This window comes from Paenibacillus sp. GYB003 (genome assembly GCF_036577625.1).
Taxonomy (GTDB): Bacteria; Bacillota; Bacilli; order Paenibacillales; family NBRC-103111; genus Paenibacillus_AB.
Window position 1 is genome coordinate 75,447 of sequence record NZ_JARBDC010000013.1, and the last position, 26,999, is coordinate 102,445.

Below are 26,999 nucleotides of genomic sequence, written 5' to 3' on the forward strand. Positions count from 1 at the left end.
CATTGTTTACCATTATTTATTCGCGAGTCTCCGTAAAATTCCTGTCGGAGCTTGTAAAAATTCACAAATCGGATCGAAACCGCTTAGGACCGTTCATTCGCCTGGCCGGCGACGAGCGCTTCGACCGCCTGCAGCGCCTCGGCGAGCTTCGCTGGCTCTTTCCCTCCGGCTTGCGCCATATCGGGCCGGCCGCCGCCTCCGCCGCCGCAGCGCGCGGCCGCTTCCTTCACCAGCTTGCCGGCGTGGAAGCCCCGCTGCACCAGGTCCGGCGTAACCGCCGCGACGAGGTTCACTTTGTCGCCCGCGGCGGCTCCTAGGACGATGACGGCGGAGCCGAGCTTCGCCTTCATCTGGTCGACGATGCTGCGCAGCGAGTCCATGTCGCCCGCGCTCACCTTCTCCGCCAGCAGCGTGACGCCGCCGACCGTCTTCGCCCGATCCGTCAGCGAGCCCGCTTCGACCGCGCTCAGCTTGCCGCGCAGCGATTCGTTCTCGCGGCCGAGCTCCCGCAGCTGGGCCAGCGTCGCCTCGAGCCGTTTCGGCATGTCGGAGACGTTCGCCTTCAGCATCGCCGCCGCCTCGCGCAGCAGTTGAAGCTGGCCGTCCATATACAGGTAAGCGTTCCGACCGGTGACCGCTTCGATGCGGCGGACGCCGGAGCCGATGCCGCTCTCGCTGACGATTTTAAACAAACCGATTTCCGCCGTGTTGCTTACGTGGCAGCCGCCGCACAGCTCGATGCTGTAATCGCCGACCTGCACGACGCGCACGATGTCGCCGTACTTTTCGCCGAACAGCGCCATCGCGCCCATCGCCTTCGCTTCCGCGATCGGCTTCTGCTCGATCGTCACGCCCGTCCGCTTCCAAATTTGCTCGTTGACCCGCCGCTCGATTTGCGCAAGCTCGTCCGCGCTGACCGAGCCGAAATGCGAGAAGTCGAAGCGCAGCCGGTCCGGCTCGACGAGCGAACCGGCCTGGTTGACGTGTTCGCCGAGCGTTTGCTTCAGCGCCTTGTGGAGCAAATGCGTCGCCGTATGGTTTTTGACGATATCGTCGCGGCTCGCCGCGTTCACTGCTGCCTGCACGACGTCGCCGACGCGCAGCGTGCCCCGCTCGATGCGGACGGTTTGGACCGTTTGGCCGTGCGGCGCCTTCCATACGCTCTCGACGGTCGCTTGCGCCGAGCCGCCCGCAATCGTCCCGCCGTCGCTCACTTGCCCGCCGCTCTCGGCGTAAAACGGCGTCCGGTCGAGCACGACCTGACACGTTTCGCCCGCGCCGATCAAATCGACGAACGCGTCGCCGTGCACGATGGCGACGATTTTAGCACTTGTTACCAGTTCAGTATATCCAACAAATTCGGTTTTAACCGTGAAATCGGCGAACGGGCCGCCCTGCACCTTCATGCTGTCCGTCTCTTGACGGGCCGAGCGGGCGCGGCTGCGCTGCGCTTCCATTTCCTGCTCGAAGCCGGCGCTGTCGACCGTAAAGCCGTTCTCCGCGGCGTAATCCTCGGTCAGATCGAGCGGGAAGCCGTACGTATCGTACAGGCGGAACGCGTCCTGTCCGCTGACGACGGAGCTCCCTTCCTTTTTCAGGCCGGCGATGATCGAGGCGAGCATGTCGAGCCCGTCCGACAGCGTCTCGTGGAACCGCTCCTCCTCGGTCCGGATCACCTTCTCGATAAACTCGCGCTTCTCGACCACTTCCGGGTAATACGAGCCCATAATCTCGCCGACGATTCCGGTCAGCTTGTACATGAACGGCTTCTCGATGCCGAGCGATTTGCCGTAGCGCACGGCGCGGCGCAGCAGGCGGCGAATGATGTAGCCGCGGCCTTCGTTCGAAGGAAGAACGCCGTCGCCGACGGCGAAGACGACCGTGCGGATATGGTCGGCGACCACTTTGAGCGCCACGTCGTGATCCGCGTTCGCATGGTACGTCACGCCGGCGATTTTGCACGTTTCCTGGATGATCGGCTGGAACAGGTCGGTGTCGAAGTTGGAATCGACGTCCTGCAAAATGGAGGCGAACCGTTCGAGACCCGCGCCCGTATCGATATTTTTGTTCGGCAGCGGCGTGTAGCTGCCGTCCTTGTTATGGTTGAACTGCGAGAAGACGAGGTTCCACACTTCGAGGAACCGCTCGTTTTCGCCGCCCGGCCAGCATTCCGGATCGTTCAGGTCGCCGTATTTGTCGCCGCGGTCGTAAAAAATTTCCGTACACGGGCCGCAAGGGCCTTCGCCGATGTCCCAGAAATTGTCCTGCAGCTTGTAAATCCGGTTTTCCGGAATGCCGATCTTCTTGTTCCAAAGCTCGAACGCTTCTTCGTCCTCCGGATAAACGGTGACGGACAGCCGGTCGGGATCGAAGCCGATCCATTTCGGGCTCGTCAAAAACTCCCATGCCCATGTAATCGTCTCTTCCTTGAAATAGTCGCCGATCGAAAAGTTGCCGAGCATCTCGAACATCGTATGGTGACGGCGGGTTTTGCCGACGTTTTCGATGTCGTTCGTGCGGATGCACTTTTGCGAGTTGGCGATGCGCGGATTTTCCGGCACGACGCGGCCGTCGAAATACGGCTTGAGCGGGGCCATGCCGGCGTTGATCCAAAGGAGGGACGGATCGTTATGCGGCACGAGCGATGCGCTCGGCTCGATTTTGTGTCCTTTCTCCGCGAAAAATTCCAGCCATTTCCGGCGAATTTCACTTGCCTTCATAGTAACTCCTCCGTCGATAAGGTGATTGGGTTATGGATGCAGCCATGATGCCGCGCGAATATGGGTGCTGATGCGGCGCGAGCCGGCAAGGCTTTGCCGTTTTAGGCGCCGCCCGATCGGCCCCGGCTTGCGGCCGGACTGTAGCGGCTTTGGCCGCGGCCGTTTAGGACGTAGCGGATCGTGCCGATTCGGATATTGTAGATACGGATACTGTTGTTTCGGATATTGCTGATACGGATACTGCTGATACGGATACTGTTGTTTCGGATCTTACTGTTTCGGATCTTGCTGTTTCGGATTTTGCTGTTTCGGATCTTGCTGTTTCGGATCTTGTTGTTTCGGATCTTGCAGTTTCGGATCTTGCTGTTTCGAACTTGTTGTTTCGGATCTTGCTGTTTCGGATTTTGCTGTTTCGGATCTTGCTGATTGGCATATTGCAGATACGGAAATTGCTGATCGCATATTGTTGATACATATACCGTCGGTTACAAACGGTTCGGATAATGCCGATTCGCTTATAGCGAACCGTGTTACACTAATTCCAAGCTGTAATTCGCTCTAACGCCGTCTTCGGTAGGTTCGTGGCATCAGTGAACCGTATTACACAAATTACGAACTTTATTTCGCTATTTCGCTGCTTTATTCGCACGTTCGAAGCAATAGTGAACCTTGTTCTCCTATTTGTGAACTTGCGACCGCTAATTACGAACCGTGGTTCGCTATAGCCGAAAATTCAGCCGTTCCGGCATAATTAGAATAGCGAAGTTCACTATTAAGCGAATTCGGTTCGCTATTGCGCTCCACCCGGATTATGGCGGCTAAACGGTCCGACCTTTCGGCGAACGATCGGCGCAGGCTTCGGGATAACCGCTGTAAAAACAAAAAAGTCCCTGAATATTCAGGGACGAGACGTTGTTCTCGCGGTACCACCCTGGTTACTGCGCGCCTTTCCCGCGTATGCCCGCCTTATGTAGCGCCCCCGGTCGGGAACGCCGCAATCCGTGCGGCATGCGTGGGCTAATGCCCGCAATCGCCTTTGCCGGAAAATAACGGTTCCGTACCGGTGGAGTTTCGTCCACGCTCCGAAGCAGCTTCGGTCGCACTTCTTCATAAAGGCTCTTCCAGCACGGCATCAAGCCCGCTTCGCAGGCGCCGGAGCCTTCTCTCTGGACGGAGGGCTGCGACTTACTCGTTTCGTCAAGGCGTTAGGGATATGCTGATGCAAAGCTTATTCATCCCATTATTTTATATCCGCGCCATCGGTTTGTCAATGTTTGGTCATTGCCGGTCGAAAGTCTGCAGATAACGGTTTGTGGCCGACCATTTGTGTCGAGCCGCATTTGTTGGTCATACTGCATTTGTTGGTCATACTGCATTTGTTGGTCAAACCGCATTTGTTGGTCGTACCGCATTTGTCGGTCGTACTGCATTTGTTGGTCGTGCTGCATTTGTTGGTCGTGTTGCTTTTGTCGGTCGTACTGCATTTGTTGGTCGTGCTGCTTTTGTTGGTCGTGTTGCTTTTGTCGGTCGTACTGCATTTGTTGGTCGTACTGCATTTGTTGGTCGTACTGCATTTGTTGGTCGTACTGCATTTGTTGGTCGTACTGCATTTGTTGGTCGTACTGCATTTGTTGGTCGTACTGCATTTGTTGGTCGTACTGCATATGTTGGTCGTACTGCATTTGTTGGTCGTACTGCATTTGTTGGTCGAACCGCATTTGTTGGTCGTACATTTGTTGGTCGTACATTTGTTGATTCGTACCGCATATTTCGGTCGTACGCACGTTTGGTCAAATGCTGGCGTCGAACGCCATGCTTGCTCGCTTGATCGCTTGCGTCCTCGAACGGTTGTCGAACGCCTCGTTTGTCTAACGCCGTCCTGAGCGACTCTGGAGCAACCGCTATTAGCTATTTCGGAAAAATCATCATTCATTCCCGTGTTCGGTATAATCCAAACCAAGGCCGTTCCGCCCGAATGCTGCTGGAATTCCTCCCGTTCATCCGTCTCTAGCCGGGTAACGGTTCGAAATAACTGGAAAAAGCCCCGCTAAATCGGCTCTGCATCGCAAAAAATGCGGTCCGAGCAAGGTTTACCGGGAGGAATTCCCGTTAGATGCTACTGCGGCGGGGCAGCGGACAAAATTAACGTGAGGTTTTCCGGTTTGTTCCGCCGTTTCCGAACTAGTGAATGTCCTTTTTCTTGAAGCGGCCGCCCTTGACGTCATGAATGTTGCCGATCGCCAGAAACGCCCCCGGATCGAGCTCCTCCACGATCGACTTCAGCTTCGCCTGCTCCAGCCGCGTCACGACGCAAAAAATAACCTGTTTGTCGTCGCCGGAATAGCCGCCCTCGCCGTTCAAATACGTGACGCCCCGGCCGAGCCGCTGCAAAAGGGCGTCGCCGATCGTTTTGGAATTTTCGCTGATGATCCATACCGACTTCGATTCGTCGAACCCTTCGATCGTGACGTCGATCATTTTAAAGGCGATATAGTAGGCGATCAGCGAGTACATCGCGTGATCCCAGCCGAAGACGAAGCCGGCGCTGCCGAGAATGAACACGTTGATGAACAGGACGATTTCCCCGACGGAAAACGGCGACTTTTTGTTCACCAAAATCGCCACGATTTCCGTGCCGTCGAGCGAGCCGCCCGCCCGGATGACGATGCCGACGCCGACGCCGAGAATGATGCCACCGAATACGGCGGCGAGCAGCGGATCCAGCGTGAGCGGCTCGACAGGGTGAAGCAGCGCCGTGCCGACGGACATGATGATGACCCCGTACAGCGTGGAGACGGCGAACGTTTTGCCGATTTGCTTATAGCCGAGAAACAGGAAGGGCAAATTGATCAGCGTCAAAAACACGCCGAGCGGCAAGCCGGACAAATGCTGCGCGATAATCGAAACTCCGGTGACGCCGCCGTCGATAATTTGGTTCGGTACGAGAAAAATTTCCAAAGCGACGGATACGAGCGCGGCGCCCAAAAAAATGAACAGCGCCTTGCGCAAGATTTGCAGCTTCGAGCTGCGTTTGTGCTGCCGGGCCGCTTCGGCGGGCAAAGGCTGTTGGAACGTAGTCATGAGCAACCCCTTTCGTCGGACCCCGAGTCGCGAAACGTAACATGGTCCATTATACCCCCGATCCGGTCCGAAAGAAAATGACGCCCCCGCCGCCTGCTGTCCGTTTACCCGCTCGCCTTTTCCTGCTCGCTACAAGCGTTCCCTCCGGCCTTCGTTCTCCCGCCTTCCACCTCCCGCCTCTCGTCTCCCGCCTCTCGCCTCCCGCCTCTCGCCTCCCGCCTCTCGTCTCCCGCCTCTCGCCTCCCGCCTCTCGTCTCCCGCCTGACGCCTCTCGCCTCTCGCCTTCCACCTCCCGCCTCTCGCCTCCCGCCTCCCGCCTTCCACCTCCCGCCTGCCGCCCAGCCTCCGCCCGCCTGACGCCTTACGCCTTGTCATCGTCTTCGCCGTCACGCCTGCCCCCCGCAGCCATCCGCGCTCAGCCGTACCGCACGATGCGGTCTTCCCCCGCTCCGAAACGCGTCAAATGGATCGTTCGCCGCCGCGGATCGATCGTCACGACGTCGAACGCCGTTTCCGTCCGCGACCCGGCGATTCGTTCCGGCGCCCCTTCGAAATCGCGGTTTGTCGTCGCGTTCAGCGTGGAAACGAGCGGAATCCCGTCCTTTTCCAACGTCTGATCGAAATGGACGTGTCCGAAAAAGCAGCCGGCGATCCGCCCCGGACCTCTTGCCGCAAAGTCCGCGGACGCCGCTTGCCCGAACGGTCCGTCCGTCGCTTCGGCCCGAAACGCCCGTCCGTGGCGGTATGCGGCGATAATGCCCCACATCGCCCCCTCGTTTTCGACCGGGTGATCGGCGCCGAATACGCCCTCCTGTCCGACGGAGACGTGGGAAAACAATACGGCGGTGATGAAAACAAAGCTGGCCGTCCCCTCGCTTTGCACCGTTCGGCACCGGTTCAGCACCCGCTCCGTTTCGGCCGCCAAATAGTCGGGAAACGGCTTCCCCGGATTCCGCGGCGTTTGTTCGCCGGCATGGTTCATACGATTACCCCTTTCGTACGGCCGACGGCGCAACGGCCCGGCCATTGCTAAGACGCTCCGGTCAATTTCCGGAAACGGCGATCATAAAAATGCCCGCCACGACCGCGGCGGAGGCGGCCAAACGGCTTGCGCCGTGCTTCTCCTTCAGCACGAGCAGTCCGAGCAGCACCCCGAATACGATGCCGATTTCGCGCAGAGGCGCGATGTACGCCATCGGAGCCCGCGACATGGCGAACAAAAACAGCAAATACGACCCGGGCGACAGCAGCGCGCCGACGAGAAACGATTTCCACCGGCGTCCGATGACGGCGCGGATCGAGCCCGATGCGAGCGCCGACGGCGTAAGGCCGAGAATGAACCCGAGATTCGTGACGACGAGCAGCGCGATCGGGGACAAGTAGGCCAGGTTCAGCTTGTCGACGAACGTATAGGCCGTCGAGCACAGGCCGACGGACAGCGCCAGCAGGAACGGCCCTGCGGATAGCGACGCTCCCGTCCCGCCGCGTCCCGGCAGCCATCCGCTCATGACGGCGAAGCCCGCGACAAGGCAGCCGATGCCGACCCAGCCCCCCGGCGGGAGCGACTCGTGCAAAAACGCGACGCCGAGCACCGGCACGAGCAGCGTGGGCGTTCCCCGCATAACCGGATACGCTTGGGACAAATCGCTTCGCTTGTACGTCATGGCGAGCAGCAGCGCATATACGCTGTTAAGCGCAAGCGACAGCGCGATGCTGAGCCAGGCTTCGGGCTTCGGCGGCACGTTCGCCGCTTCGATCGCCAGGACCGGCAGGAGCGCGATCGTCGACGGGATATACATCGCCCACAAAAAAACGGCCTTATTTTCGCTCTTCTTCGCAAACAAGTTCCAAACCGCGTGCGCCAGTCCCGAGCACATGACGAGCGCGAGCGAAACGACAGGCAAATCCAACCGGACTCCCCCCTATGCCAAACTTCCAACCTCTCTCATCCACAAAGTAACACGAAAACACATATATTTGCAATATAATAAACACAAATACACATCACAAATATGCGGGACGCTGCCCGCATATCCCGTCAATATACGAAAAACCGTCCGGGAAAAACCCGAACGGTCCTTTGTATACAAACTTATACGGCTAACGTGCCCGGCAATCGTTTAGCGGATCGCGCGATCCGCTCTCATTGCAGGATCAGCATCGACAGCGGAATGAAGCAGCCGGCCAAACCGAATACGAATAGTCCGGCCCATTTTTGACCGCCCCGCCAAGTTCGCAGCGCCAACAGGAACGTGTAATACGTCAAATACAGCGATATTCCGATTAACAAGACGTTCAATCCGATTCATCTCCCTTTTGCGGTACGGGCGGATTCAACTGCTTGCCGAAACTTTCGAGCGTCAGGTCGAAATCGATCCGGACATCGGCTTGCGGAAACCGGTTCGCCCAATTAAACGTTTCGAATGTCTCCCTCGAGATAAATTGGGTTCTCGCGGATAAATTCCACAGGAAAGGATCGCCCTTCACGTCCTGCTGCATCTTTTCCACCAGCCGTTTCGAATCCCGGGCAAGGATGGATTGGATCGTTTTCTTGAGCACCTCCTGTTTTTTCGTATCGAGAGCGTAATCGGTGAAACTCGGAATGGACAGCAGCTGTAATTTGAGCGGAACCTTGACATGGATCGTCGTACCGTGATTTCGGACGCGCACGGAAATATCCGTATTGCCGACCTTGATCATCCGCAGCGTGACTTGGTAGCGCTCGTCATACGGGTCGGGAAACGTCGAGATAAAGGAATGCGCCAACGATTTGCGCCGGAGGAGCAGCACATATCTCGTTTCCTCGCCCGTCAGCGTGCCGATCATCTTTCCTTCCTTGAATATGGCGGAGCCCATCAGCTGCACGGGGTCGCCGTTTTTTTGCGGAATTTGACCGGCCTTGTAGCTGTCTTCGTTTTTTCGCGGTGCTGCCGGAGTTCGTTCCGTAGTCGCATAGATCGCCAAAAATACCGAATCTTCCGTAAGACGCGTGAAATAGCGGTTCAGGGTAGAGTACGGAACGTTGCCCGTATCTCTCCACCGTTCCTGCATAAAGGCGAAATATTTATGCGGACGCGTCTCCAGATTAGGCTTATTTCGGTCGATGAACTCGCTTGCCTTTTCTTTGGAAACGATCAGATTCACTTCCCGGCGCATTTCCGGGTCCCTCATCGAGGAGCTGATGATTCTCAGAAAAAACTTGCTTTTCGCAAATTCCTCGCTGACGATCATCGTTCTTAGATGGGAAAAGCTGATCTTTCTGGTGATCACGCTGTTCGCAAGCTCTTTGGCCGATAAGATGTCCGGCGCGCTAATCGTAATCGTGTCGCTCGGCGGCTCGTTTTCCGCGCTTCCCGTATCGCTCGAGCCGACTTGGGGGTTGGATATTTGAAACGTCGCCTGTATCAGATCGCCCTCTCCTTTGTCGACGCCCAAAACGACCGTATACGCCTGCTCCTCCAGCTCGAGTTTGTCCCAGCAGCCGGATAGCGCAAATGCAAGCAGCAACGGCAGCAGCAGCTTGAGACGTTTCACCGGACGCGCCCCCGTTTCCGTTTATCCAGCGCCCACAGTATGAAAGGCAGCACGATATAAAAAATCGAAGTGGATTCAATCAAGTCGTCGCGGTACAGGCTTGCGACAATCTCATTTTCCGGCAGCAAGCCCAATAAAAGAACGAGCCCCGAGAACGGCAGCACGAACGGCTTGAACGCTTTGATTCGCAAAGTCCGGGCGAACAAAAAGGCGATCAGGTGCAAATAGACGGCGAAGTGAACGACCGAGCACATGAGCCAAAAAAACAAAAAAATCGATTCGACGTGGGAGATGACTTGCCCCACCTGAGCGGTACGGGTCAATTGCTGGAACGGATATTCCATATCGCGCACGGCCGGGTAATCGAAAACCGCTATAAATACTGCCATCGCCAGCACGATGTTGAAGATGGACAGGCCGAATCCGATGAACGATGCTTTCCGGAAATCGGCGAACGTCCGTACGTACGGTACCAATGCCAACAAATAAATCACTTCTCCGTATACGGAGGTGTGGAACACGCTTTCCTTCACGAGCGGAATGATCCCGGGTCCGGCGATCGGAAACAGATGCAGCCAGTCGATAAAATCCCACACGAGGAAAAACAAAACGAAAAAGATCGCGTACGCATACGGAAAAATAAGCCATGCGACGCGACCGATCGTTTCCAGGCCGCGACTGGCTATAAAACATGCCGCCGCCAGCAGGAGCAGGAGCAAAACGGGGACCGGCGTTCTCTGGTACACCATCGTGTTGACGATGCTCACATAGCTGCGGCTGTTCAGCACGGTGGCCGTCAATAGAATGACAAAGAACAAAAAACCGATCAAGAAACCGCCAGCCGAGCCCGTCAACTCAAAGGTCAAATCCAGCAGCCCTTTGCCCGGATTATTTTTGAGGATGGAAAACATGACCACCAGGACGATCGACAGGAACAGGCAGGAAATAACCGGCATCAGCCAACCGGCGTTGCCTCCCGACAAAAACAGAAAGGTGGGCGTCGTATCGGTCAATTTCAGCCCAATCGTAAAAACAATCAGGGAAAAGAACTCCCGAAAGCCGATCTTCCCGTCCGACAGTTTGATCATCGCTTGGCCTGTCCCCCCTTTCTTCGACTCCTGACCCGGTCCTTCGGACGTATATTCGTAGGGCGAAGCCATTGCTTCCACACGGGGGGGCGGACGATCAAATCTTTGGAAGAGCGGTAATGGGGCGACAGCGGCGACATGAAGGGGACGCCGAACGATTCGAACGAAACCATATAAGCCAGCACGCACGTCAGAACGAGGGCGACACCGAAAAACCCCATTATATTGGCGCTGAGCAGCATAAAAAAACGCAAAATTCACACCGCGAAGTTCATGCTGATCTCCGGAACCGCGAACGAGGACAAGCCGGTCAACGCCACGATAATGACCAAAATCGGACTGATAATATTCGCTTCGACGGCCGCTTGCCCGAGAATAAGCGCACCGACGATGCCGATCGTCGGACCGATCGCCTTCGGTATGCGGATTCCGGCCTCCCTGACCAATTCAAAGGTAGCTTCCATGATCAAAACCTCGACGAAGGCGGGAAACGGGACCCGCTCTCTTGTCGCGGCAATGGCCAGCAGCAGGTCGGTCGGCAGCATCTCTTCGTGGTAGGTGCTGATGGCCAAATAGATCGACGGGGTCATCAGAGCGACGAATACGGCCAGCATTCGAATGATCCGAATGAAGTTGCCGTAAGCCCATCGAAGGTGGGTATCCTCGGACGTGTGAAACAAGGACCAGAACGTGACGGGCGTAATAAGAGCTATGGGCGAGTTGTCCATCAGCAATACGACATGTCCTTCGTGCAAAAACGAGCATGCCCGGTCCGGACGCTCGGTCAATAGAGCGCTGGGAATGAGCGAATAGGAGCGCTCCTCGATAAATTGCTCCAATATCGACAAGCTCTGAACCAAATCGCTGTTGACGCTCTCGATTTTACGCTTGACCCGGTTGACCAGCTCCGGATCGGCAACTTGCTTGAGGTACAGCACGTACACTTCTTTTTGGCTCTGATCCCCGATCAAGACGGACTCGGTCATCAGTCGGTGATCCTTCAGTTGTTTGCGGATCAGGGACCGATTGGACGCCGCCGATTCGATAAACGCTTCCTTCGGGCCTTTCAGCACATTTTCGTTATCGGGCTCGGAAATATTCCGAGCCTCGAAACCGGGCGTTTGGATCGACAGCGCTACGGCTTCGCCATCGACGAGCAGGATCGTACTGCCGTACAGCAGTTCATGCACGACGTTTCGGAAATGATCCACTTTGTTAACCCCGGCGGCGGACAGCACGTTTTTGGCCAATGCCGACAGCATGTCCGCGCAATCGGGCTCCGGCGTTCCGCCGGTCATCGACAGCAGCGGTTTGAGGATATGCTCCTCCACCGCCTGGATATCGGTTGCGCCTTCCAGAAATAGGACGATTCCGTCCTTGTTCAAATACGGAATATGTACGTCCCGCAGCAGTAAGGCGATATTTTCGGGGTAGGCGAATACGGTCTTGATTTGACCGATGTTCGCATCCAATTCCCGGAACAATGGGCCAAGCCCGTCCAATGCATTCTCCGTCGTTTCCATGGCTGTCATCGTTCACTCCATCTTGCTCGAAACGTTATGCCCTATTTTAACCAAATGCGGAGATCGCAATACGGCTAGCCATGCTTAACCGGTTGATAATGAAAAACGTCCGGGTTGAGCGAAAATATTTGGCTTCCGAAACGTAACGGACGCCACGGCGCTTATTTCGCGAAAATCGGCCGTTTTCCAATCGTAACGGACACCACTGCGCTTATTTGCTCCGAACCGCCGTCCAAAAGGGGGTTTTTCGCCAAATAGCCGCGCCTGTGTCCGTTGGAAAAATAAAAAGCCGAAAGGAGGCTCATAGCGGCCGCTATGTCCGTTACACACTTGGAACTTGGGGCCCGTCCCGCCGCCCCCATGCTCGCCCCCCGCTCCAACTCCCGACGACGCAACGCAGGTCATCCGAGCCGGTATCGCCGTGTCCCGCCGCCGGCAGCAGGAAACACCCGCTGCAGCTTTGACGCTTAAGCGAAGGTCGGGACAGGACGGTCTTTTCCGTGCAAACTGCCCCTGTTTGGTTATGCCGAACCGGCAGCGGAGCGGGAAGCGAGATGGAAATGCTCCCGTTATTTTCGGTCGTTTCCCGTTTCCGGGCAAGACAACGGGAAAACATCCCGCTACATTCGTCCAAACCGCGCTTTTCGCCGATTCGGCGCCATTTTATCGGGAGCTTCTCCCGGTATTTCGAAACGATGCCTATTCGAGAGCGAGTGAACAGGAGGTTTTCCCGTTCGTTCGAATCCAGCGGCCCGGCAGGAGAAGGAGAAGAACCCGAAAATTAATGAAAAACCGTCCGGGAAAAAACGTCCGGACGGTCCACTGGCATACAAAACCTATACGTTTGAGGCTTGGACTTCAGCGCAGGTCGCGCCATGCTGCCGACAGCCGCTTATTCGTAGACGATTTCGATGCCGCTGCGAGCATACCGCTCCACCAGCCCGCGATCGATGCCCGAATCGGTCACGAACCGCTCCACGTCGCCGCAGCCGCAAATTTTCGTCAGCGAGACGCAGTCGAACTTGCTGCTGTCGGCCAGCGCGATCGTTCGTTTCGCGCACCGAAGCATCGTCTTCTTCACTTGAATTTCGCCGATGCCGTAATCGGTTATCCCTTCGGCCAGCGTAACGCCGCTCATGCTCATGAAAAACAGGTCGGGATGAAACCGCTGCGCGAACTGCTCGGCCAAATCGCCGATCACGCTCTGCTCGGCATTATGGATCACGCCCCCGATCAGCACGATCGTATAGTGGGGCATCGTGACCAGCGCATTCGCAATCGGCAGCGAATTCGTAATGATCGTCAGCCTCTCGAATTTCGCTTTGAGCGCATGGGCGAATTCGGTGTTCGTCGTGCTGACGTCGAGCGCGATCGACTGCCCTTCGGTCACGTACCGGCAGGCGATTTCCGCCAGCTCGGCTTTTTGCTTGCGGTAGGCCGACTCCCTGACGGTAAGCGGGATTTCCCGGCTGTAATCGAGCCGGTTCGAGATCGCGCCGCCGTGGACGCGCTTCAGCAGCCCTTCGCCTTCCAAATATTCCAGATCGCGCCGGATCGTCTCGAACGAGACGCCGAACAGCTCCATCAGCTCCGATGCTTTGATCGATTTGTCCCGCTCCAGCTTCCGTACGATCGCTTCATGCCTTTGCTGTGCGAACAAACGGCTTCCTCCTTCCGAAACGCGGCTTGTCTCACGTTCAAAGTGTACCATACGGCCGGTACTACGAAAAGTTAGTACTGTTCGGCATCGCCATGCGAGCTTATTATAGGATCAGGTACTAAGACAAAGCGCTAATCGGCGCGGAACGGACCGTTCGCTCCGCTTCCGATCGGCATCAAACTTATACGATGAGGTGGATCGGTCATGATGAGAAGAAGAAATACGACGGCATTTTCGTTTATGGCATGGGCTTCGTTCGCCTGCGCGTTCGCTGCGATGTTCATCGGCATTTACACGCTTCAGGAACCTCTATCGGTCAAAGGCTATTACGCCGTGGCCGCGCTGTACTTGACGATGTCCGCATTCGTGCTGCAAAAAACGATTCGCGACAACCAGGATGACGCGCATACCGGCAAAAAACGGAACACCGGCGCCTTCACGTTTCTCTCCTGGGCGGCGTTCGCCACCGCGCTGATCGCCGTGTTCATCGGCATCTACAACTTGAACCAGCCGCTGTCCGTGCAAGGCTACTACGCCGTATGCGCCTTGTTTCTGACGATGTCGTCGTTCGTCCTGCAGAAGACGGTGCGGGACAACAAGGAGGACGACGAGCTGTACGGACCGCGCGGCGAAGCGCAGGAATGACCGTTCGCATCGAAATAAACGTAACGCCCGGAGCGTCGCGGCGGCGGAGAAAAGGCGGATGCCGACTCTCGCTGCCCGCTGCCCGGGCGTTTTGCCATGCTGCCGGCTACTTCCGTCGGCGACGGTGCTCCTGCACCAGGGCGAGCGCCCCGGCAAAGGCGCTGGCCGACGTATCCTCCGCCGTTTCGAAGGCGGGTACGGACGTTCCGGCGGTTCCGCTTTCGGCCAGCGCCGCCTTTGTCTCTCCGAGAAACAGATCGGCGCTCCTGGCGATGTTGCCCCCTACGATAATCGCCTCCGGCTTAAACTCGGCGACGTACGGGGCGAGCATTTCGCCGAACAACCGTCCGAACTCCGCGAAGATCGCCCGTGCATTCGCACTGCCGGCGCGCGCGGCGTCCGCGATCGGCTTCACCTCGCCGCCGCCCCCGAGCCCGAATGCTTCGGCCAGCCTCAGTACGCCCCGCTGGGAAATGTAATCGTCCACGTTGCTGTCCCGGAACGGATCGTTCCACAGCTCCCGGCCTTTCACGATGCCGTTTTCGCCGATGAACGACGATCCGGTCCCCGTGCCGATCGTGATGCAGATGCTGCGGCGGTACCGTTTCGCATGGCCGTAATGCAGCTGCCCGGCCGCGAACAGCGCCGCGTCGTTGTCGAACACGATCGGCGCGTCCGCCGCCATCGCGCCGCGAACGGCCGGATCGGCCGCGATGCGCTCCTCCATCGCCGCGCGCAGGTTCGTCCCGTACAGCGCGTCGTATTTTTGCTGTCCGCGAATGTAGCATATTCCGTTTTCGTAATCGAACGGCGACGGAAACGCGTAGCCGATGCCGATCAGCTCGTACGGACGGCCGCCGGACAACCGTTCCAGCGCCGCCGCGCGACCGGCGATCAGCCCGTAAAAATGGTCCAGCAGCGTCTCTTTGCTTTCTTTCCCGCGGGAAGGAAACGTTTCGGTCAGCCCTTCCACGATATTCCCGTTCTCCCGAACGACGGCCGCTTTGATCGACGTTCCGCCGACGTCGAATACGATGGCATAACGATCCATGATGCAGCAAATTCCCCTTTCGCAATGCGTCATCCCCAAGTATAGTTGGATTGCGCCATGTTGTCCAAAAAAACGACGGCCGAGGAAATCCGTGAAACTGCAAAAAAAGGAGCGCACCTTCTTTCGCCGGTGCGCTCCTTTTTTTATCCCCGATTTACCTTTGCAGCTTGACGGGCTGCCCCGTCTTCACCGACTCGTAGCCGGCCAAAGCGACTTCCGCCGAGCGGAGGCCGTCGACGCCCGAAACCGGGGCCGGCTTGCCTTCGAGCAGCGCGTTCACGAACGATTCGACCATGTAATGGTCCATCGAGTCGGCCCACGACAAATATTGGCCTTTGCCGGCTTCGTTGCTGAACAATTCCGTCTTCTGGGCGAAGCTGTCGACCGAGATCGTCCCTTTCGTGCCGACGATTTCCATCGTGACGTCGCCCCACGTCGGGAACGCCTTCGGCCGCGACCAGCTCGTGTCGAGCACGCCGACGGTGCCGTTCTCGAACTTCACGTGAATCATGCCGGCGTCGTCGACTTTCAGGTCCTCGTGGAACAGCGTCGCCGCATACGCGTACACTTCCGTCACCTTCGAGCCGGTGAACCAGTTCATCAAGTCCATGACGTGTACCGTATGATCGAGCAGCGCGCCGCCGCCGGACAGCTCCGGCTCGACGAACCAGTTGCCCGGCATCGTGCCGCGGTTCGTTCCTTTGATCGCCAAAATGTCGCCGATATCGCCGCGGTCGACCGCCGCTTTCGCGCTGACGACGGCCGCCAAATAGCGGCACGGGAACGCGGTGAACAGCTGAACCCCGTTTTCTTCGCAGACCGCGATCATCCGCTCCATCTCGGCGACGGAAATGCCGAGCGGCTTTTCGCAAATGACGTGCTTTTTCGCCTTCGCCGAATCGATCGTATGCTGGGCGTGGAACGCATTCTCGGAACAAATGACGACGGCGTCGACGTCCGGGCGCGCGAGCAAATCGCGGTAGTCTTCGTAATAGGCGAGACCGTTTTTCTCGATGACTTTCTCGACGCGGCTCTTCACCTCGTCGGCGATGCCGACGACCTCGACCTGCGGAAGCGACAGCAGCGCATGCAAATAAGAATGGGCATGGCCGTGGGCGAAGCTGATCATGCCGACTTTCAGCTTGTTCATCGCGATCCCTCCCGTACGCTGTTATCGAACAAAACGGCTTGGCCGGTGCGCGACGATTCGACGACCGCGAGGCCGATTTCGAGCGCCTTGTAAGCGTCCTGGGCCGTCACGATCGGCTGCCGGTTTTCCCGGATGCAGTCGATGAAATGTTTGATTTCCAGCTCGAACGGACTATGATAGCCCGGGCTTTGCGGCACTTCGACGAAAGGACCGGCCGCTTTGTCGGCCGCCGCTTTGCGCACCTGCAGCGAAACCGATTTCGAGCTGTCGCTGCGAATGAGTCCGCCGCTGCCGGCGATTTCCGCCGCCGTCGTAAACGGCCCCGGGTACCCCCAGTGCGCCTCGACGTTGGCGACCGCGCCGCTTTCGAAAATCAGCGTGGCCGATGCATAGTCCACGTTGCCTTCCAGCTTGCGCAGGCCGTACACCGAACGGACTTCGCCGAGCGACCAGCGCAGGAAGTCGAGATCGTGCACCATCAAGTCGAGCACGACGCCGCCGCTTTTGTCTTCGTCCTTGAACCACGGACGACGATCGCCCGGATGGCCGCCGATCCGCTTCAAGTGAGCGACGCCGATGCGTCCGAGCGCGCCTTGCGCGATTTTATTTTTCATTTGCACGTATTCGGGGAAGAAGCGAACGACGTGTCCGATAAACAGGCGAACGCCGTTTTGCTCGCAGACGCGGATCATTTCCGCGGCGTCCTGCAAATTCAAGGCGATCGGCTTCTCGCAAATGACATGCTTGCCCGCCTCGGCCGCTTTGATCGAAAAAGGCTTGTGCAGATGGCTCGGCAGCGTCACGCTGACGACGTCGCAGCCCGATTGCTCCAGCATGTCGTCGAACGACTCGTACGGCGTCGCGCCCGTGCGCTCGGCCATTTTCCGCAAATGGTTCGGATCGATGTCGCACACGCCGACGATCGTCACGCCGGGAATTTTGGCATAGCTGCCCGCGTGTACGTTGCCGAGGCCGCCGCAACCGACGATGGCTACTTTCATGGCTGTCCCTCTCTTCGTTTCGTTGTATAATATCCTCAAGGCCAACGATACAACCTTTGCCCTTGCCGCGTATATGCCGTCATTTGTCGGTTTTGTATCCAATTTTGTCATGATCGAAAGCGCAGGTGTCACAGGCCGTGGAAATCTACAAAGAACCGATCCATTACCAGAACCCCGTGCTGTGCATCAAAGTATGGCAGTTCGAGGCGCAGAAAGCGGTCCAGTCCGGGCCGATCCAAAACGTCCGCTGGCATTATCACAAGGAAGTCGAATTCATTCTCGTGCGCCACGGCTCCCACGAGGTGCACACCCCGGGCCATGCGTACATGCTGCACGCCGGTGACGTCGTCGTCATCGGCTCGTCGCAGCTGCACCGCGCGCGCGTCGTCGGCGGCGACAAGCTGGTTTATATCGTGCTCCACGTCGACCTGGAGCCGTACTTCGATCCGGCGATGATGCGGTATTACCGCCATTTCTCGGAGGTGCACCAGCCGCTCGAGGAGCTGAACTACATGTTTCGGGAAAATGCGGGCGTCCGCGCCGAAGTCGGCCGCATCATCGAGCGGATTCACGACGAAATTATGGGCAAGCAGGCCGGCTACGAAATCGCCGCAAGCATGCACATCAAGCATTTGCTGCTGACGCTGCTCCGCGGAGACACCCGGGGGCTGCTGCAGGCGCACGATTCCGTCGATCCCGGCGTGATGAAGCCGATATTGGAATACGTGGACAGCCATTTGGCGGAGAAGATCGAGATGGAGCAGGTGAGTCAGATCGCGGGCATGAGCTATTTTTATTTCTCGAAATATTTCAAAAAAGCGATGGGCGCCTCGTTTACCGACTACGTCAACCGGAAGCGGATCGCCAAGGCGGAGCGGCTTCTCGTGACGAGCGGACAAAACGTCGGCGACATCGCCAGATCGGTCGGCATTGAAAATATGGCTCATTTTTACGAGCTGTTCAAACGGTTCAACGGCTGCACGCCGAAGCAATATTTGAGCAAAATCGACGCCGCGGCGCATTGAGCCGTTACGGGCGCAGCTTTACCGGCAGCCGTTTGACGCCGAACACGATCGTGCTGTCCATCCGCTCCAGCTCGTGCGAACGGTCGCGGGCGAAGTTCGGGAACCGCTCCAGCAGCGCGCGAATCGCGATGTCCGCTTCCAGTCGGGCCAGCTGCGAGCCGAGGCAAAAATGGATGCCGTGGCCGAAAGCCAAATGAGGGTTCGGGCCGCGGTCGATGTCGAACGTCTCCGGACCGTCGAACGCTTCCTCGTCGTGATTCGCCGAGCCGATCCACAGCTGGACGATTTGTCCCGCGCTCAGATGCTGTCCGCGCAATTCCGTATCCCGGACGACCCTGCGGATCATATGCTGCACCGGCGAGCAATAGCGAAGCGTTTCTTCGACCGCGCCGGCGACCGCCGCCGGATTGCCGATCAATTTCCCGCGGGCGTCCTCGGAGCCGTCCAGACATAAAATCGCCGACGAAATCAAGTTGGTCGTCGTCTCGTTCCCGGCGACCAGCAGCAATATGCAAAACCCGATCAGCTCCAGCCCGCTCAACCGTTCGTTTTCGACCGACGCCGCGACAAGACGGCTGATCAGATCGTCTTGGGGCGCTTTGCGCCGGGTTTCCGCGATATCGGCGAAATAAGCGCTCATCTCTTTTTGGCTGCGAAAATAAGAGTCCGCATGTGGGGAGACGAGCTCGTCGGACCACCGTTTGAACGTTTCGATATGCGGCTTCGGAATTCCGAGCATTTCGGCGATGATGAGAACCGGCAGCGGACCCGCGAAATCGCGAAGCGCGTCGATTTCGCCTTTCGCCTCCGCCTCGTCCAGCAGTCGGTCCGTAACCGATCGGACAAGCGGAGCCAGCGCTTCTACGGCTTTCGGAGTAAACGCTTGCGATACGAGCGCGCGAAGCTTCCGGTGATCGGGCGGATCTTTCCGGAGTATGCTCGCGTCGATCGGCTCCTCGGGCGTCGGCTCGCGCATTTTCGAAGAGAACCGTTCGTAATCGGCGAATACCGTCTTGACGTCTTCGTATTTATAGACACTCCATTGGTTGCTGTCCTTGTCGAAACGAACCGGTGAAACCGTTCTCAAATGGCGGAATTTTTGCAGCGGGATCAAATGCTCGGGGATGATCGCATTCATGGTCGATTCCTCGCTTTCCTATCGGACCGGCGGCTTGACCGGCGCGGTTCGATTGCCGCGCGGCGGCTCGCTTTGTACATGTGAATCAATTATAGGATTCCATGTCTATTTTTGTAAAGGCTTCCGCCGAGCTGCGTGCCGGCGGCGGTGACCGCATAGTCGCCTGCATGTCAGCGATTTGGATAACGCTTACATGATATTGGAAAAAATGAAGAGACTTTGAGGTTCGCTAATCGATCTTTAGTCGCAACGAAACGAGGATAACGGTCTTTACGGACTCTGATATGATCCCGTTAAACGACAAAAGGAGCAGCCGCACCCGAACCGGATGCGGCTATTGCCCCTCGTCTTTGCCTTCGCCGCCGTTCTTTTTCTCTTCGCCTTTTTTGTTTTGACCGCCGCTTTTTTTCTCGTTTTCTTTTTGGGTTTCTTTGGCGGCCTGCTGCTCCTTCTTCTTCGCTTCCTGCTCCTTCTTTTTCGCTTCCTGCTCCGCCTCGTTTTGCTGCTGCAGCTGATACTGCCTCATTTCCCGGTACATCTGGTACTGCCGCTTCAGCTCCTGGTCGATAACGGATTTATTTTGCTGCTGCTGCTGTTGCTGCTGCGCCTTCGCTTTTTCCGCATCCGCCTTCGATTGTCCGCCGCAGCCCGCCGTCGACCAGGCAAGCGCCGCGGCCAAGCAGCCGATTCCGATTTGACGGTACATAACAACAAACCCCCTCCTTGTTTGGGATTAGGGTTCCCTGACAAGGAGGGGGCTATTCGGCCGAAAGCCGTCGCGTCAGCCTTTATCGGCCGCCGTTCCCGGCTCGGCAAGCTGCGCAGGCGCCGCATCCGGCTTGTTCGCCGCGACGCCGGCCGAAACTGGCCCCGGTGCGGCGGAAGGAGCGATTCCGCCGAGCTTCGCGGTCAACCCTTTGACGAGACGGTCGACGTCGATGCCCGATACGCTTTTGAGCATTTCCGGCGCCGTCGCCATAAGCGACGTCACGTAATTGCTCACGCGTGCCGCTCCTTCGCCATGGCCGGTGTCGACGACGGTCAGCTTGTCGATCGAGCCGATCGGCGCCGCCACTTTGCCGGCAAGCTCCGGCAGCATTTTTACGATAATGTCGAGGATGGCCGCTTCGCCGAATTTCTCGAACGCCTCCGCCAGCTTCTGCTTCGCTTCCGCCTCGGCGAGACCGCGCAGCCGGATGACTTCGGCGTCGGCCGCCCCTTTCGCCCGCTCCGCTTCGGCGATCGCGAGACCTTCGAGCCGCTTCTGCTCGGCGTTCGCCTTCGCTTCGGCCTCGATTTTATACTGCATCGCCTCGGCTTCGAGCAGCCGCCGCGCCTTCTCCGCTTCCGCCGCCTGGACGACCGCGTACCGTTCGGCGTCCGCCTTCTTCTTCACTTCCGCGTCGTACTGCTTCTCGCGGCGCAAAATTTCTTTCGCCTCGAGGTCGATTTCGCGCTCCCGCCGAACGAGCTCGACCTTCATCTGCTCCTCGACGACGCTTTGCTTCGAGCGCGCTTCCTGAATATGATACGCCTGATCGGCTTCCGCCTTGGCCATATCCTGCTCCTTCTTGAACGCCGCCGTCTTCAGCTCTTTCTCTTTAGCCGCCTCGGCGATGTTCGTATCGCGCAGCAGCTCGGCTTTCATCCCTTCCTCCTCCGCCTTCGCCTTCTGAATACGCGAGTCGCGGAGCGCCTCGGCTTCGGCGATATCGGCGTCGCGCTTGACGGCCGCGATACGCGGCTTGCCGAGCGAATCGAGATAGCCGTGCTTGTCGCGCACGTCCTTGATCGTGAACGAGACGATTTGCAGCCCCATCTTCTTCAAATCTTTCGCGGCGACACCCTGCACTTCCTGCGCGAACTTGTCGCGATTGCGGTACACTTCCTCGACCGTCATCGAGCCGAGAATCGAGCGCAGATGCCCTTCGAGCACCTCCTGCGCCTCGCTCTTCAGCGCCTCCGTCGGCTTGCCCATGAACTGCTCCGCCGCCGTCGCGACGTCTTCCACGGAGCCTCCGATTTTGATGATCGCCACGGCGTCCGTCATGACCGGCACGCCCTGCTCGGTATACACTTCTGGCGTCGATACGTCCAGCTTGTGGGACAGCAGCGACAAAAATTCGGCCTTCTGGAATATCGGCAAAATGAACGCGCCGCCGCCGCGGACGATTTTGATCCGCCTTCCCGAATCGTCGACCAGCGTATTTTTATTGCCCAAAAACGATCCCGTCACGATCATCGCTTCGTCCGGGCTGACCGTTTTGTACCTCGCCCAAAACGCCAATCCCAGTACGACGATGACCCCGATAACGATACCCGGAATTACGAGTGCCTCCGAAACATTCATCCGATCTCTCCTCCCTAGTCTTTAGGCCGTCCGGGCGACGCTTCGTCGTCCAGACGGCTGACGAACAGCGTGTCGTCGCGTACGTCCACGACGACGACGCGTTCGCCCGCCGCCAGCGTCTCGCCGTCGAAGCTCGCGGCGATCTGGTTCGTGTGCCCGTGCCCGATTTTGACCATCACTTCGCCGTAGCCTCTCGGCGGAACCGGAACGGTTACTTCGCCGATGCGGCCGGTCAGCTCGCGGATCGAAAAGCCCGTGGAATTTTCGCTGTTTTCCATCGGCCTGACGTAAACGACGTACACGAGCGCCCCGATCGCGATCGCGCCGAGCAGCGCGACGACGGCGGCCGGCAGCGGGCCGAGCGGCGTGTAATGCAGCAGAAGCAGCCCCGCTCCCCCGAAAGCCGTTATGCCGCTGACGATGACCATCGGCCGCAGCTTGCGCAGCGCATCGACGGACAAAAAATCGAGGACGCCGTCCAGCGCGTTGCTGAGCAAATCGCCGAATATGACCGTGACGACGGCAAACAGAACGCCTCCGATCAAGCAAGCCCAAAACAGCTGCTCCATGCCCGAATCACCCCGCTTCCTTCGCCCATTTCTTTTCCAATATTTGTTCAACCTTGCTATTCATTATGTAATACGCACGAATCGATGTTACGTTTCACAATTTCGACAAATTTGCAGGCGGCCTTTTCCGCCGTTCGACTTGCAGCCGACAAGGAGCACCGCTTTCGCGACATAAACCGATAATCGCTTTAGCTCGGCGGCGAATCCATGTATAATGAAACATACTTACAGCCACCTCCGGAGATTCGCACATGAACAAACGAAAACGTCATCCGATCCGACTTTTTTTTCGCATTTTTTCCTATCTCGTCATCGCGGCATGCGTCTATGTCGGAGGGATGAGCTCGTATATTATGCACACGTGGAAAACGTCGAGCGGCAAGCCGAGCGACGGCATCATCGTCCTCGGAGCGGCCGTCTGGAACGGCAAGCCGAGTCCGGCGCTCCGGGAGCGGATCGACATCGCCCTCCGGGCGTGGGACCGGAAGCTCGCCCCCCGCATCATCGCCACGGGCGGCATCGGCCTGCCGGGGGAGCCGTCGGAAGCGGCCGTGATCAAAAAAGCGCTCGTCGAAGGCGGAGTGCCGCCCGATCGCATCATCGTGGAGGACAAGTCCCGATCCACGTACGAAAACTTGCAAAACAGCCGCGCCTTGATGGAGCAATACGGAATGAAGAGCGCCGTCCTCGTCACGCACGGCTATCACGCCCTCCGTGCCCGCCTGATGGCGAACATGCTCGGGATCGACGCCACGGTCGAGCCGGTACAGCTGAAGCCGCTGCGGCTCGCGTATTACACGCTGCGGGAATGCGGGGGCATCGCTTACTTGTTCGCCTCGAATCCGCTGCTTTTCGTTCGGGCTTTATGGTAACCGACCTATATACGGGTCCTTCTTTCGAATCAGTTTTAAACCGGAAACGCAAAGGAGCGATGCGCCATGTCCATCCAAATCCGTTCTTACACGGCCGACGATTACGAGGAGTTGCTGAACGTGCAGCGCGAGGCGTTCCCGCCTCCGTTTCCCGAAGAGCTTTGGTGGAAAAAGGAGCAAATCGAAGCGCACGCCGAAGTGTACCCGCAAGGCGCCATGGTCGCCGTAGCGGACGGCGTTATCGTCGGCTCCGCGACTTCGCTGCTCGTCACGTTCACGGGCAAGCCCCATACGTGGGCCGAAGCGGCGGATAACGGATACATCCGCGGCTCCCACGACCCGGACGGAGACAGCTTGTACGGCATCGATCTGTGCGTCCGGCCGGCGTACCGGTCCCGGGGCGTCGCCGCGGCGCTGTACGAAGCCCGCAAACGGCTCGTCGTCCGCTCCGGCTTGAAGCGTTTTTTGGCCGGCTGCCGAATTCCGGGGTATTGCCGGTACGCGGACCGGATGAGCGCCGAGCGGTACGTGGAAGGCGTCGTCAAAGGCGAATTCAAAGACTTGGTGCTGTCGTTTATGCTGAAGCAAGGGATGAAGCCGATCCAGGTGCTGGACGGCTATTTGGAAGACGAGGAGTCGCTGAACAAAGCGGTATTGGTCGAATGGGAGCCTGACAACTAACGATTCATTTCCGGGAGGGAGAGAACTGACATGAAAACGAATGCTATCGCCGCCGTCCAATACGGAATCGGACCCTTGCGCTCCGAAAACGAGTTCTGGAACCGGATCCGCCGCCATATCGCCAAGGCGCAATCCGAAGGGGCCAAACTGATCGTGTTTCCCGAATATTTGACCGGACATCTGCTTTCGCTCGCATCTCCGATGAACAATGCCGAGGCGTGCGAATATTTGCACCGTTTTACCGACGAATACAAGTCGCGCTTTACGAAAATGAGCCGCGAAACGGGCATGATCCTGCTCGCCGGCACGCACATTCACCGCGAAGACGTTCCGGCCGAAGCCGAGGGCTATTATAACGAGTCGTTTCTGTTTTTCCCCGACGGGCGCATCGAAGGGTACAAAAAGATCCATTTGACGCCCGAGGAGCGGCGAGCCTGGCCGCTGCTGGCCGGGGACCGCTATAAAGTGCACGATACGGAGGTCGGCCGGATCGCCGTCCAAATTTGCTACGACATCGAATTTCCGGAAAGCTCGCGCATCGTCGCCGACATGGGCGCGGACATCATCCTGTGCCCTTCGTATACCGATACCGCGGCCGGTTATTGGCGCGTCCGTCACTGCAGCCAGGCGCGGGCGATCGAAAACCAGCTGTACGTCGCGCTCAGCGGCCTCGTCGGGCAAATGCCGGACGTCGAGCAGGTCGACGCCGGTTACTGCCAGGCCGGCATATTCGCGCCGTGCGACAAGCCGTTTCCCGACAACGGCATCGTCGCGGTCGGCCCGGTAAACCGGAATGCGATCGTTTGCGCGTCGGCGGACTTGGACATGCTGGCGTACAATCGCGAGCATGGCGGCGTCGCTCCTTTTTACGACCGCCGTCCGGAGCTGTATGCGGCCCAGTCGCATTCGGACATCCCGAAACGTTAAACTCGCGCGAACCTCGGTTCCTACGTTGTCGGCCGGCGATGTACGTAGTAGATGTAAATATGCTGAACGATCACTTTCAGCACGGCGAACAGCGGCACCGCCAATATAAGGCCGATGATGCCGGCAAGCTCGCCTCCGACGAGCAGCGCGAATATGATCAGCAGCGGATGCATGTGCAGCGTCCTGCCGACGACTTGCGGGGAAATGACGTTTCCTTCCAATATTTGTACGGTAAAATTGACGAAGACGACGAGCAGCACCATTTTGAGCGATACGGTCGAAGCCATGACGATCGCCGGCGCGGCTCCGAAAAACGGCCCCAAATAAGGGATAATGTTAAAAATCGCCACGATGCTGGCCAGAAGCAGCGCGTACGGCATGCCGATCAGCCAATAGCCGACATAGGCGAGCAGGCCGACGAGCAGACAGACGATAAACTGGCCGCGAATGTAGTTGCCGAGCGCGGTGTCGATGTCGATGACGAGCTTGATCGCGCTGTGCCGATGGGCGCGGGGTACCGTGGCGAGCACCGTTTTCTCGATCAGCTGGTAATCTTTCAAAATATAGAAAGCGAGAAACGGGATAATGAACGCGACCATCAGCATATTGAGCGTGCTGCCGATGCCGTCCACGAAATTGGAGATGAATTTCGACAGTCCGTCTTCCGCCTTTTGAAGGGCGTCGTTAATGCCGCTGCGCACGCTGAGCGGAAGCCGGTTGTCGTTCAAGCCGTCGAACAAGCTTTGCGCGCGCATCGTCAGCTCCGGCATATGCTCGTTCAATTCCCCGATCTGCTTGATGAATATCGGCGTCAAGTTCATGACGATGACGGTGAACGAAGTGACGAATACCGCGTATATGAGCAGCACCGCCGCCGTCCGCGGCACTTTGCGTTCGTTCAGCAGGCGGACGATCGGGTTGAGGACGTAGGAGATGATGAGGGCGATCAGAAACGGAGCGAGCACCGCCTTCAAAAATCCGTAGGCGGCGGCAATAATCGGTTTGATCTGCAGCAGCATGTACAGGACGGCGAGACCGAGCAGCACGTATACGAGCGTAACGAACAGCTTGCTTTTCAAAAATTTGTCCATTTCTCCGCCTCCCTCCTTCCCCTTACAGTATATGTACAACCCGGTCCGGTTCATTCAACCGAAAAACGGTTCGGGCGGCGTATGCGCCCGCTCGCGGTCGGTTCCGGAAACGCAAAAAGACCGGCGCCATAGCCGGCGCCGGGTCTCTTTTTTCCAATTTTCAGTTCGCGTGCACTTCCGGCATTTCGTCCTCGAAAAACAGATCGTCGAGCGAGCTGAGCGTGCCGTCTTCTTCCACTTGGTAAACGGACATTTTGTCGCCGTTCACGGTCAATTCGATGAAACAGCTCCAGCAATAAAATTGGTGGGAGCCGATTTTTCCGATATCCTTCGAATTGCAGTTCGGACATCTGAGCATGATAATCACCCTATTTCTTCGTATGATGGTGCGTCTTGCAAGGCGCAATGGACCGGGACGACGACGGCGTCCTCTCCGAGCGTCGCTTCGTTCGGCGACGGGAGCCATTTGCGGCCTTCCGTAAGGTCGGATATCAATCCTCCGGACAACTCGTATCCTAGTATCTTTTTATCCATTTGCGTTCCGAAATAAACGTCTTCCACGAAGCCGAGCTGATCGCCGTTCGCGGTAATGACCGGCAGCCCCTTCAATTTGAAGCCGCCGTCCAGCAAATAGACGAAGTCGGCATGATCGTCGTTCCACGGCCGGACGACCTGCTCGTCCGATATCGTAACGGCGTCCGCGCCGATGGAGACGATGTCGTCCCATGCGATGTAACGGGAGGACGAAAACCAATGCTTCGAGTCGATCAGTACGCCCAGTACGTTCCAATCGCGGCCGATCACAACGTCTTTCGCCGTTCCCGCCTGCTTGCCCGTCTCGATGGCGATGACGGGAAGTCCGATGATGTGTTGTGCCTTGCGCAAGGGTTTCC

The 26,999-nt window shown here is 57.9% G+C and carries 24 protein-coding genes and 2 pseudogenes; 7 read left to right on the forward strand and 19 right to left on the reverse strand.

Annotation, left to right across the window (positions count from 1 at the left end; all coding sequences use genetic code 11):
- Positions 1-83: 83 nt before the first annotated feature.
- Positions 84-2,720, reverse strand: coding sequence for an alanine--tRNA ligase (gene alaS / locus PV407_RS07880; protein WP_332089362.1), 2,637 nt, complete (start codon positions 2,718-2,720; stop codon positions 84-86).
- A 1,312-nt stretch (positions 2,721-4,032) separates the two neighbouring features.
- Here alaS and PV407_RS07885 point away from each other — a divergent pair.
- A complete protein-coding gene (locus PV407_RS07885) occupies positions 4,033-4,548 on the forward strand; it encodes a hypothetical protein (protein ID WP_332089363.1) in 516 nt (171 codons plus the stop codon).
- A gap of 353 nt (positions 4,549-4,901) precedes the next feature.
- Here the strand turns inward: PV407_RS07885 and PV407_RS07890 are convergent, their stop codons facing one another.
- The 8 genes and pseudogenes from PV407_RS07890 to PV407_RS07925 form a co-directional block, all read right to left on the reverse strand.
- A complete protein-coding gene (locus tag PV407_RS07890) occupies positions 4,902-5,801 on the reverse strand; it encodes a YitT family protein (RefSeq protein WP_332089365.1) in 900 nt (299 codons plus the stop codon).
- Between the two features lie 415 nt (positions 5,802-6,216).
- Positions 6,217-6,783, reverse strand: a complete 567-nt coding sequence (locus PV407_RS07895) for a hypothetical protein (RefSeq protein ID WP_332089366.1) — start codon at positions 6,781-6,783, stop codon at positions 6,217-6,219.
- Between the two features lie 61 nt (positions 6,784-6,844).
- Positions 6,845-7,711 (reverse strand): DMT family transporter, encoded by an 867-nt coding sequence (locus PV407_RS07900; RefSeq protein WP_332089367.1) that lies wholly within the window; start codon positions 7,709-7,711, stop codon positions 6,845-6,847.
- Between the two features lie 233 nt (positions 7,712-7,944).
- Positions 7,945-8,100 (reverse strand): hypothetical protein, encoded by a 156-nt coding sequence (locus PV407_RS07905; RefSeq protein WP_332089368.1) that lies wholly within the window; start codon positions 8,098-8,100, stop codon positions 7,945-7,947.
- Positions 8,097-9,335 (reverse strand): Ger(x)C family spore germination protein, encoded by a 1,239-nt coding sequence (locus PV407_RS07910; RefSeq protein ID WP_332089369.1) that lies wholly within the window; start codon positions 9,333-9,335, stop codon positions 8,097-8,099. Before PV407_RS07910 ends, PV407_RS07905 begins: the two co-directional genes overlap by 4 nt.
- Positions 9,332-10,423, reverse strand: a complete 1,092-nt coding sequence (locus PV407_RS07915; protein WP_332089370.1) for a GerAB/ArcD/ProY family transporter — start codon at positions 10,421-10,423, stop codon at positions 9,332-9,334. Before PV407_RS07915 ends, PV407_RS07910 begins: the two co-directional genes overlap by 4 nt.
- Positions 10,420-11,955: pseudogene (locus PV407_RS07920) on the reverse strand (spore germination protein). The gene PV407_RS07915 and the pseudogene PV407_RS07920 overlap by 4 nt, the downstream one beginning before the upstream one ends.
- A gap of 883 nt (positions 11,956-12,838) precedes the next feature.
- Positions 12,839-13,606 carry a DeoR/GlpR family DNA-binding transcription regulator gene (locus PV407_RS07925; protein ID WP_332089371.1) on the reverse strand — a complete coding sequence of 256 codons (768 nt, stop codon included), beginning with the start codon at positions 13,604-13,606 and terminating at the stop codon, positions 12,839-12,841.
- A gap of 207 nt (positions 13,607-13,813) precedes the next feature.
- Here PV407_RS07925 and PV407_RS07930 point away from each other — a divergent pair.
- Positions 13,814-14,008: pseudogene (locus PV407_RS07930) on the forward strand (YiaA/YiaB family inner membrane protein); the annotation flags it as partial.
- Positions 13,988-14,251: a YiaA/YiaB family inner membrane protein gene (locus PV407_RS07935; RefSeq protein WP_332089440.1), complete on the forward strand. Its 264-nt coding sequence runs from the start codon at positions 13,988-13,990 to the stop codon at positions 14,249-14,251. The pseudogene PV407_RS07930 and the gene PV407_RS07935, both read left to right, overlap by 21 nt.
- A 106-nt stretch (positions 14,252-14,357) precedes the next feature.
- Here the strand turns inward: PV407_RS07935 and PV407_RS07940 are convergent, their stop codons facing one another.
- From PV407_RS07940 to PV407_RS07950, 3 genes are all read right to left on the reverse strand, one after another.
- Positions 14,358-15,302 carry an ROK family protein gene (locus PV407_RS07940; RefSeq protein WP_332089372.1) on the reverse strand — a complete coding sequence of 315 codons (945 nt, stop codon included), beginning with the start codon at positions 15,300-15,302 and terminating at the stop codon, positions 14,358-14,360.
- Positions 15,303-15,456: 154 nt separating this feature from the next.
- On the reverse strand, positions 15,457-16,452 hold the full coding sequence (locus PV407_RS07945; protein WP_332089373.1) for a Gfo/Idh/MocA family protein: 996 nt from the start codon (positions 16,450-16,452) through the stop codon (positions 15,457-15,459).
- Complete coding sequence (locus PV407_RS07950) at positions 16,449-17,453, reverse strand: Gfo/Idh/MocA family protein (protein WP_332089374.1); 1,005 nt, start codon at positions 17,451-17,453, stop codon at positions 16,449-16,451. The genes PV407_RS07945 and PV407_RS07950 overlap by 4 nt, the downstream gene beginning before the upstream one ends.
- Positions 17,454-17,590: 137 nt before the next feature.
- Here PV407_RS07950 and PV407_RS07955 point away from each other — a divergent pair, with 137 nt between their 5' ends.
- Positions 17,591-18,478 carry a helix-turn-helix transcriptional regulator gene (locus tag PV407_RS07955; protein ID WP_332089375.1) on the forward strand — a complete coding sequence of 296 codons (888 nt, stop codon included), beginning with the start codon at positions 17,591-17,593 and terminating at the stop codon, positions 18,476-18,478.
- Between the two features lie 4 nt (positions 18,479-18,482).
- Here PV407_RS07955 and PV407_RS07960 read toward each other — a convergent pair whose 3' ends face one another.
- The 4 genes from PV407_RS07960 to PV407_RS07975 all read right to left on the reverse strand — a co-directional run bounded on the left by PV407_RS07960 (position 18,483) and on the right by PV407_RS07975 (position 22,535).
- On the reverse strand, positions 18,483-19,616 hold the full coding sequence (locus PV407_RS07960; protein WP_332089376.1) for a cytochrome P450: 1,134 nt from the start codon (positions 19,614-19,616) through the stop codon (positions 18,483-18,485).
- A 334-nt stretch (positions 19,617-19,950) separates the two neighbouring features.
- Positions 19,951-20,322 carry a hypothetical protein gene (locus PV407_RS07965; RefSeq protein ID WP_332089378.1) on the reverse strand — a complete coding sequence of 124 codons (372 nt, stop codon included), beginning with the start codon at positions 20,320-20,322 and terminating at the stop codon, positions 19,951-19,953.
- A 75-nt stretch (positions 20,323-20,397) separates the two neighbouring features.
- The gene (locus tag PV407_RS07970) at positions 20,398-21,966 is read right to left on the reverse strand and encodes a flotillin family protein (protein WP_332089379.1); all 1,569 of its coding nucleotides are present in this window, start codon (positions 21,964-21,966) and stop codon (positions 20,398-20,400) included.
- 14 nt (positions 21,967-21,980) lie between these two features.
- A complete protein-coding gene (locus PV407_RS07975; protein ID WP_332089380.1) occupies positions 21,981-22,535 on the reverse strand; it encodes an NfeD family protein in 555 nt (184 codons plus the stop codon).
- Between the two features lie 251 nt (positions 22,536-22,786).
- Here PV407_RS07975 and PV407_RS07980 point away from each other — a divergent pair, with 251 nt between their 5' ends.
- The 3 genes from PV407_RS07980 to PV407_RS07990 all read left to right on the forward strand — a co-directional run bounded on the left by PV407_RS07980 (position 22,787) and on the right by PV407_RS07990 (position 25,015).
- The gene (locus PV407_RS07980; RefSeq protein ID WP_332089381.1) at positions 22,787-23,407 is read left to right on the forward strand and encodes a YdcF family protein; all 621 of its coding nucleotides are present in this window, start codon (positions 22,787-22,789) and stop codon (positions 23,405-23,407) included.
- Between the two features lie 66 nt (positions 23,408-23,473).
- Positions 23,474-24,088 carry a GNAT family N-acetyltransferase gene (locus PV407_RS07985; RefSeq protein WP_332089382.1) on the forward strand — a complete coding sequence of 205 codons (615 nt, stop codon included), beginning with the start codon at positions 23,474-23,476 and terminating at the stop codon, positions 24,086-24,088.
- A gap of 30 nt (positions 24,089-24,118) precedes the next feature.
- The gene (locus PV407_RS07990) at positions 24,119-25,015 is read left to right on the forward strand and encodes a carbon-nitrogen hydrolase family protein (protein ID WP_332089383.1); all 897 of its coding nucleotides are present in this window, start codon (positions 24,119-24,121) and stop codon (positions 25,013-25,015) included.
- A 20-nt stretch (positions 25,016-25,035) separates the two neighbouring features.
- On the opposite strand, the gene PV407_RS07995 is transcribed toward PV407_RS07990, so the two are convergent.
- From PV407_RS07995 to PV407_RS08005, 3 genes are all read right to left on the reverse strand, one after another.
- Positions 25,036-26,106 (reverse strand): AI-2E family transporter, encoded by a 1,071-nt coding sequence (locus tag PV407_RS07995; protein WP_332089384.1) that lies wholly within the window; start codon positions 26,104-26,106, stop codon positions 25,036-25,038.
- Positions 26,107-26,266: 160 nt separating this feature from the next.
- Entirely contained in the window at positions 26,267-26,464 is a 198-nt protein-coding gene (locus PV407_RS08000) for a hypothetical protein (RefSeq protein WP_332089385.1), read from the reverse strand.
- Between the two features lie 5 nt (positions 26,465-26,469).
- Positions 26,470-26,991 (reverse strand): PRC-barrel domain-containing protein, encoded by a 522-nt coding sequence (locus PV407_RS08005; protein WP_332089386.1) that lies wholly within the window; start codon positions 26,989-26,991, stop codon positions 26,470-26,472.
- Positions 26,992-26,999: the final 8 nt, after the last annotated feature.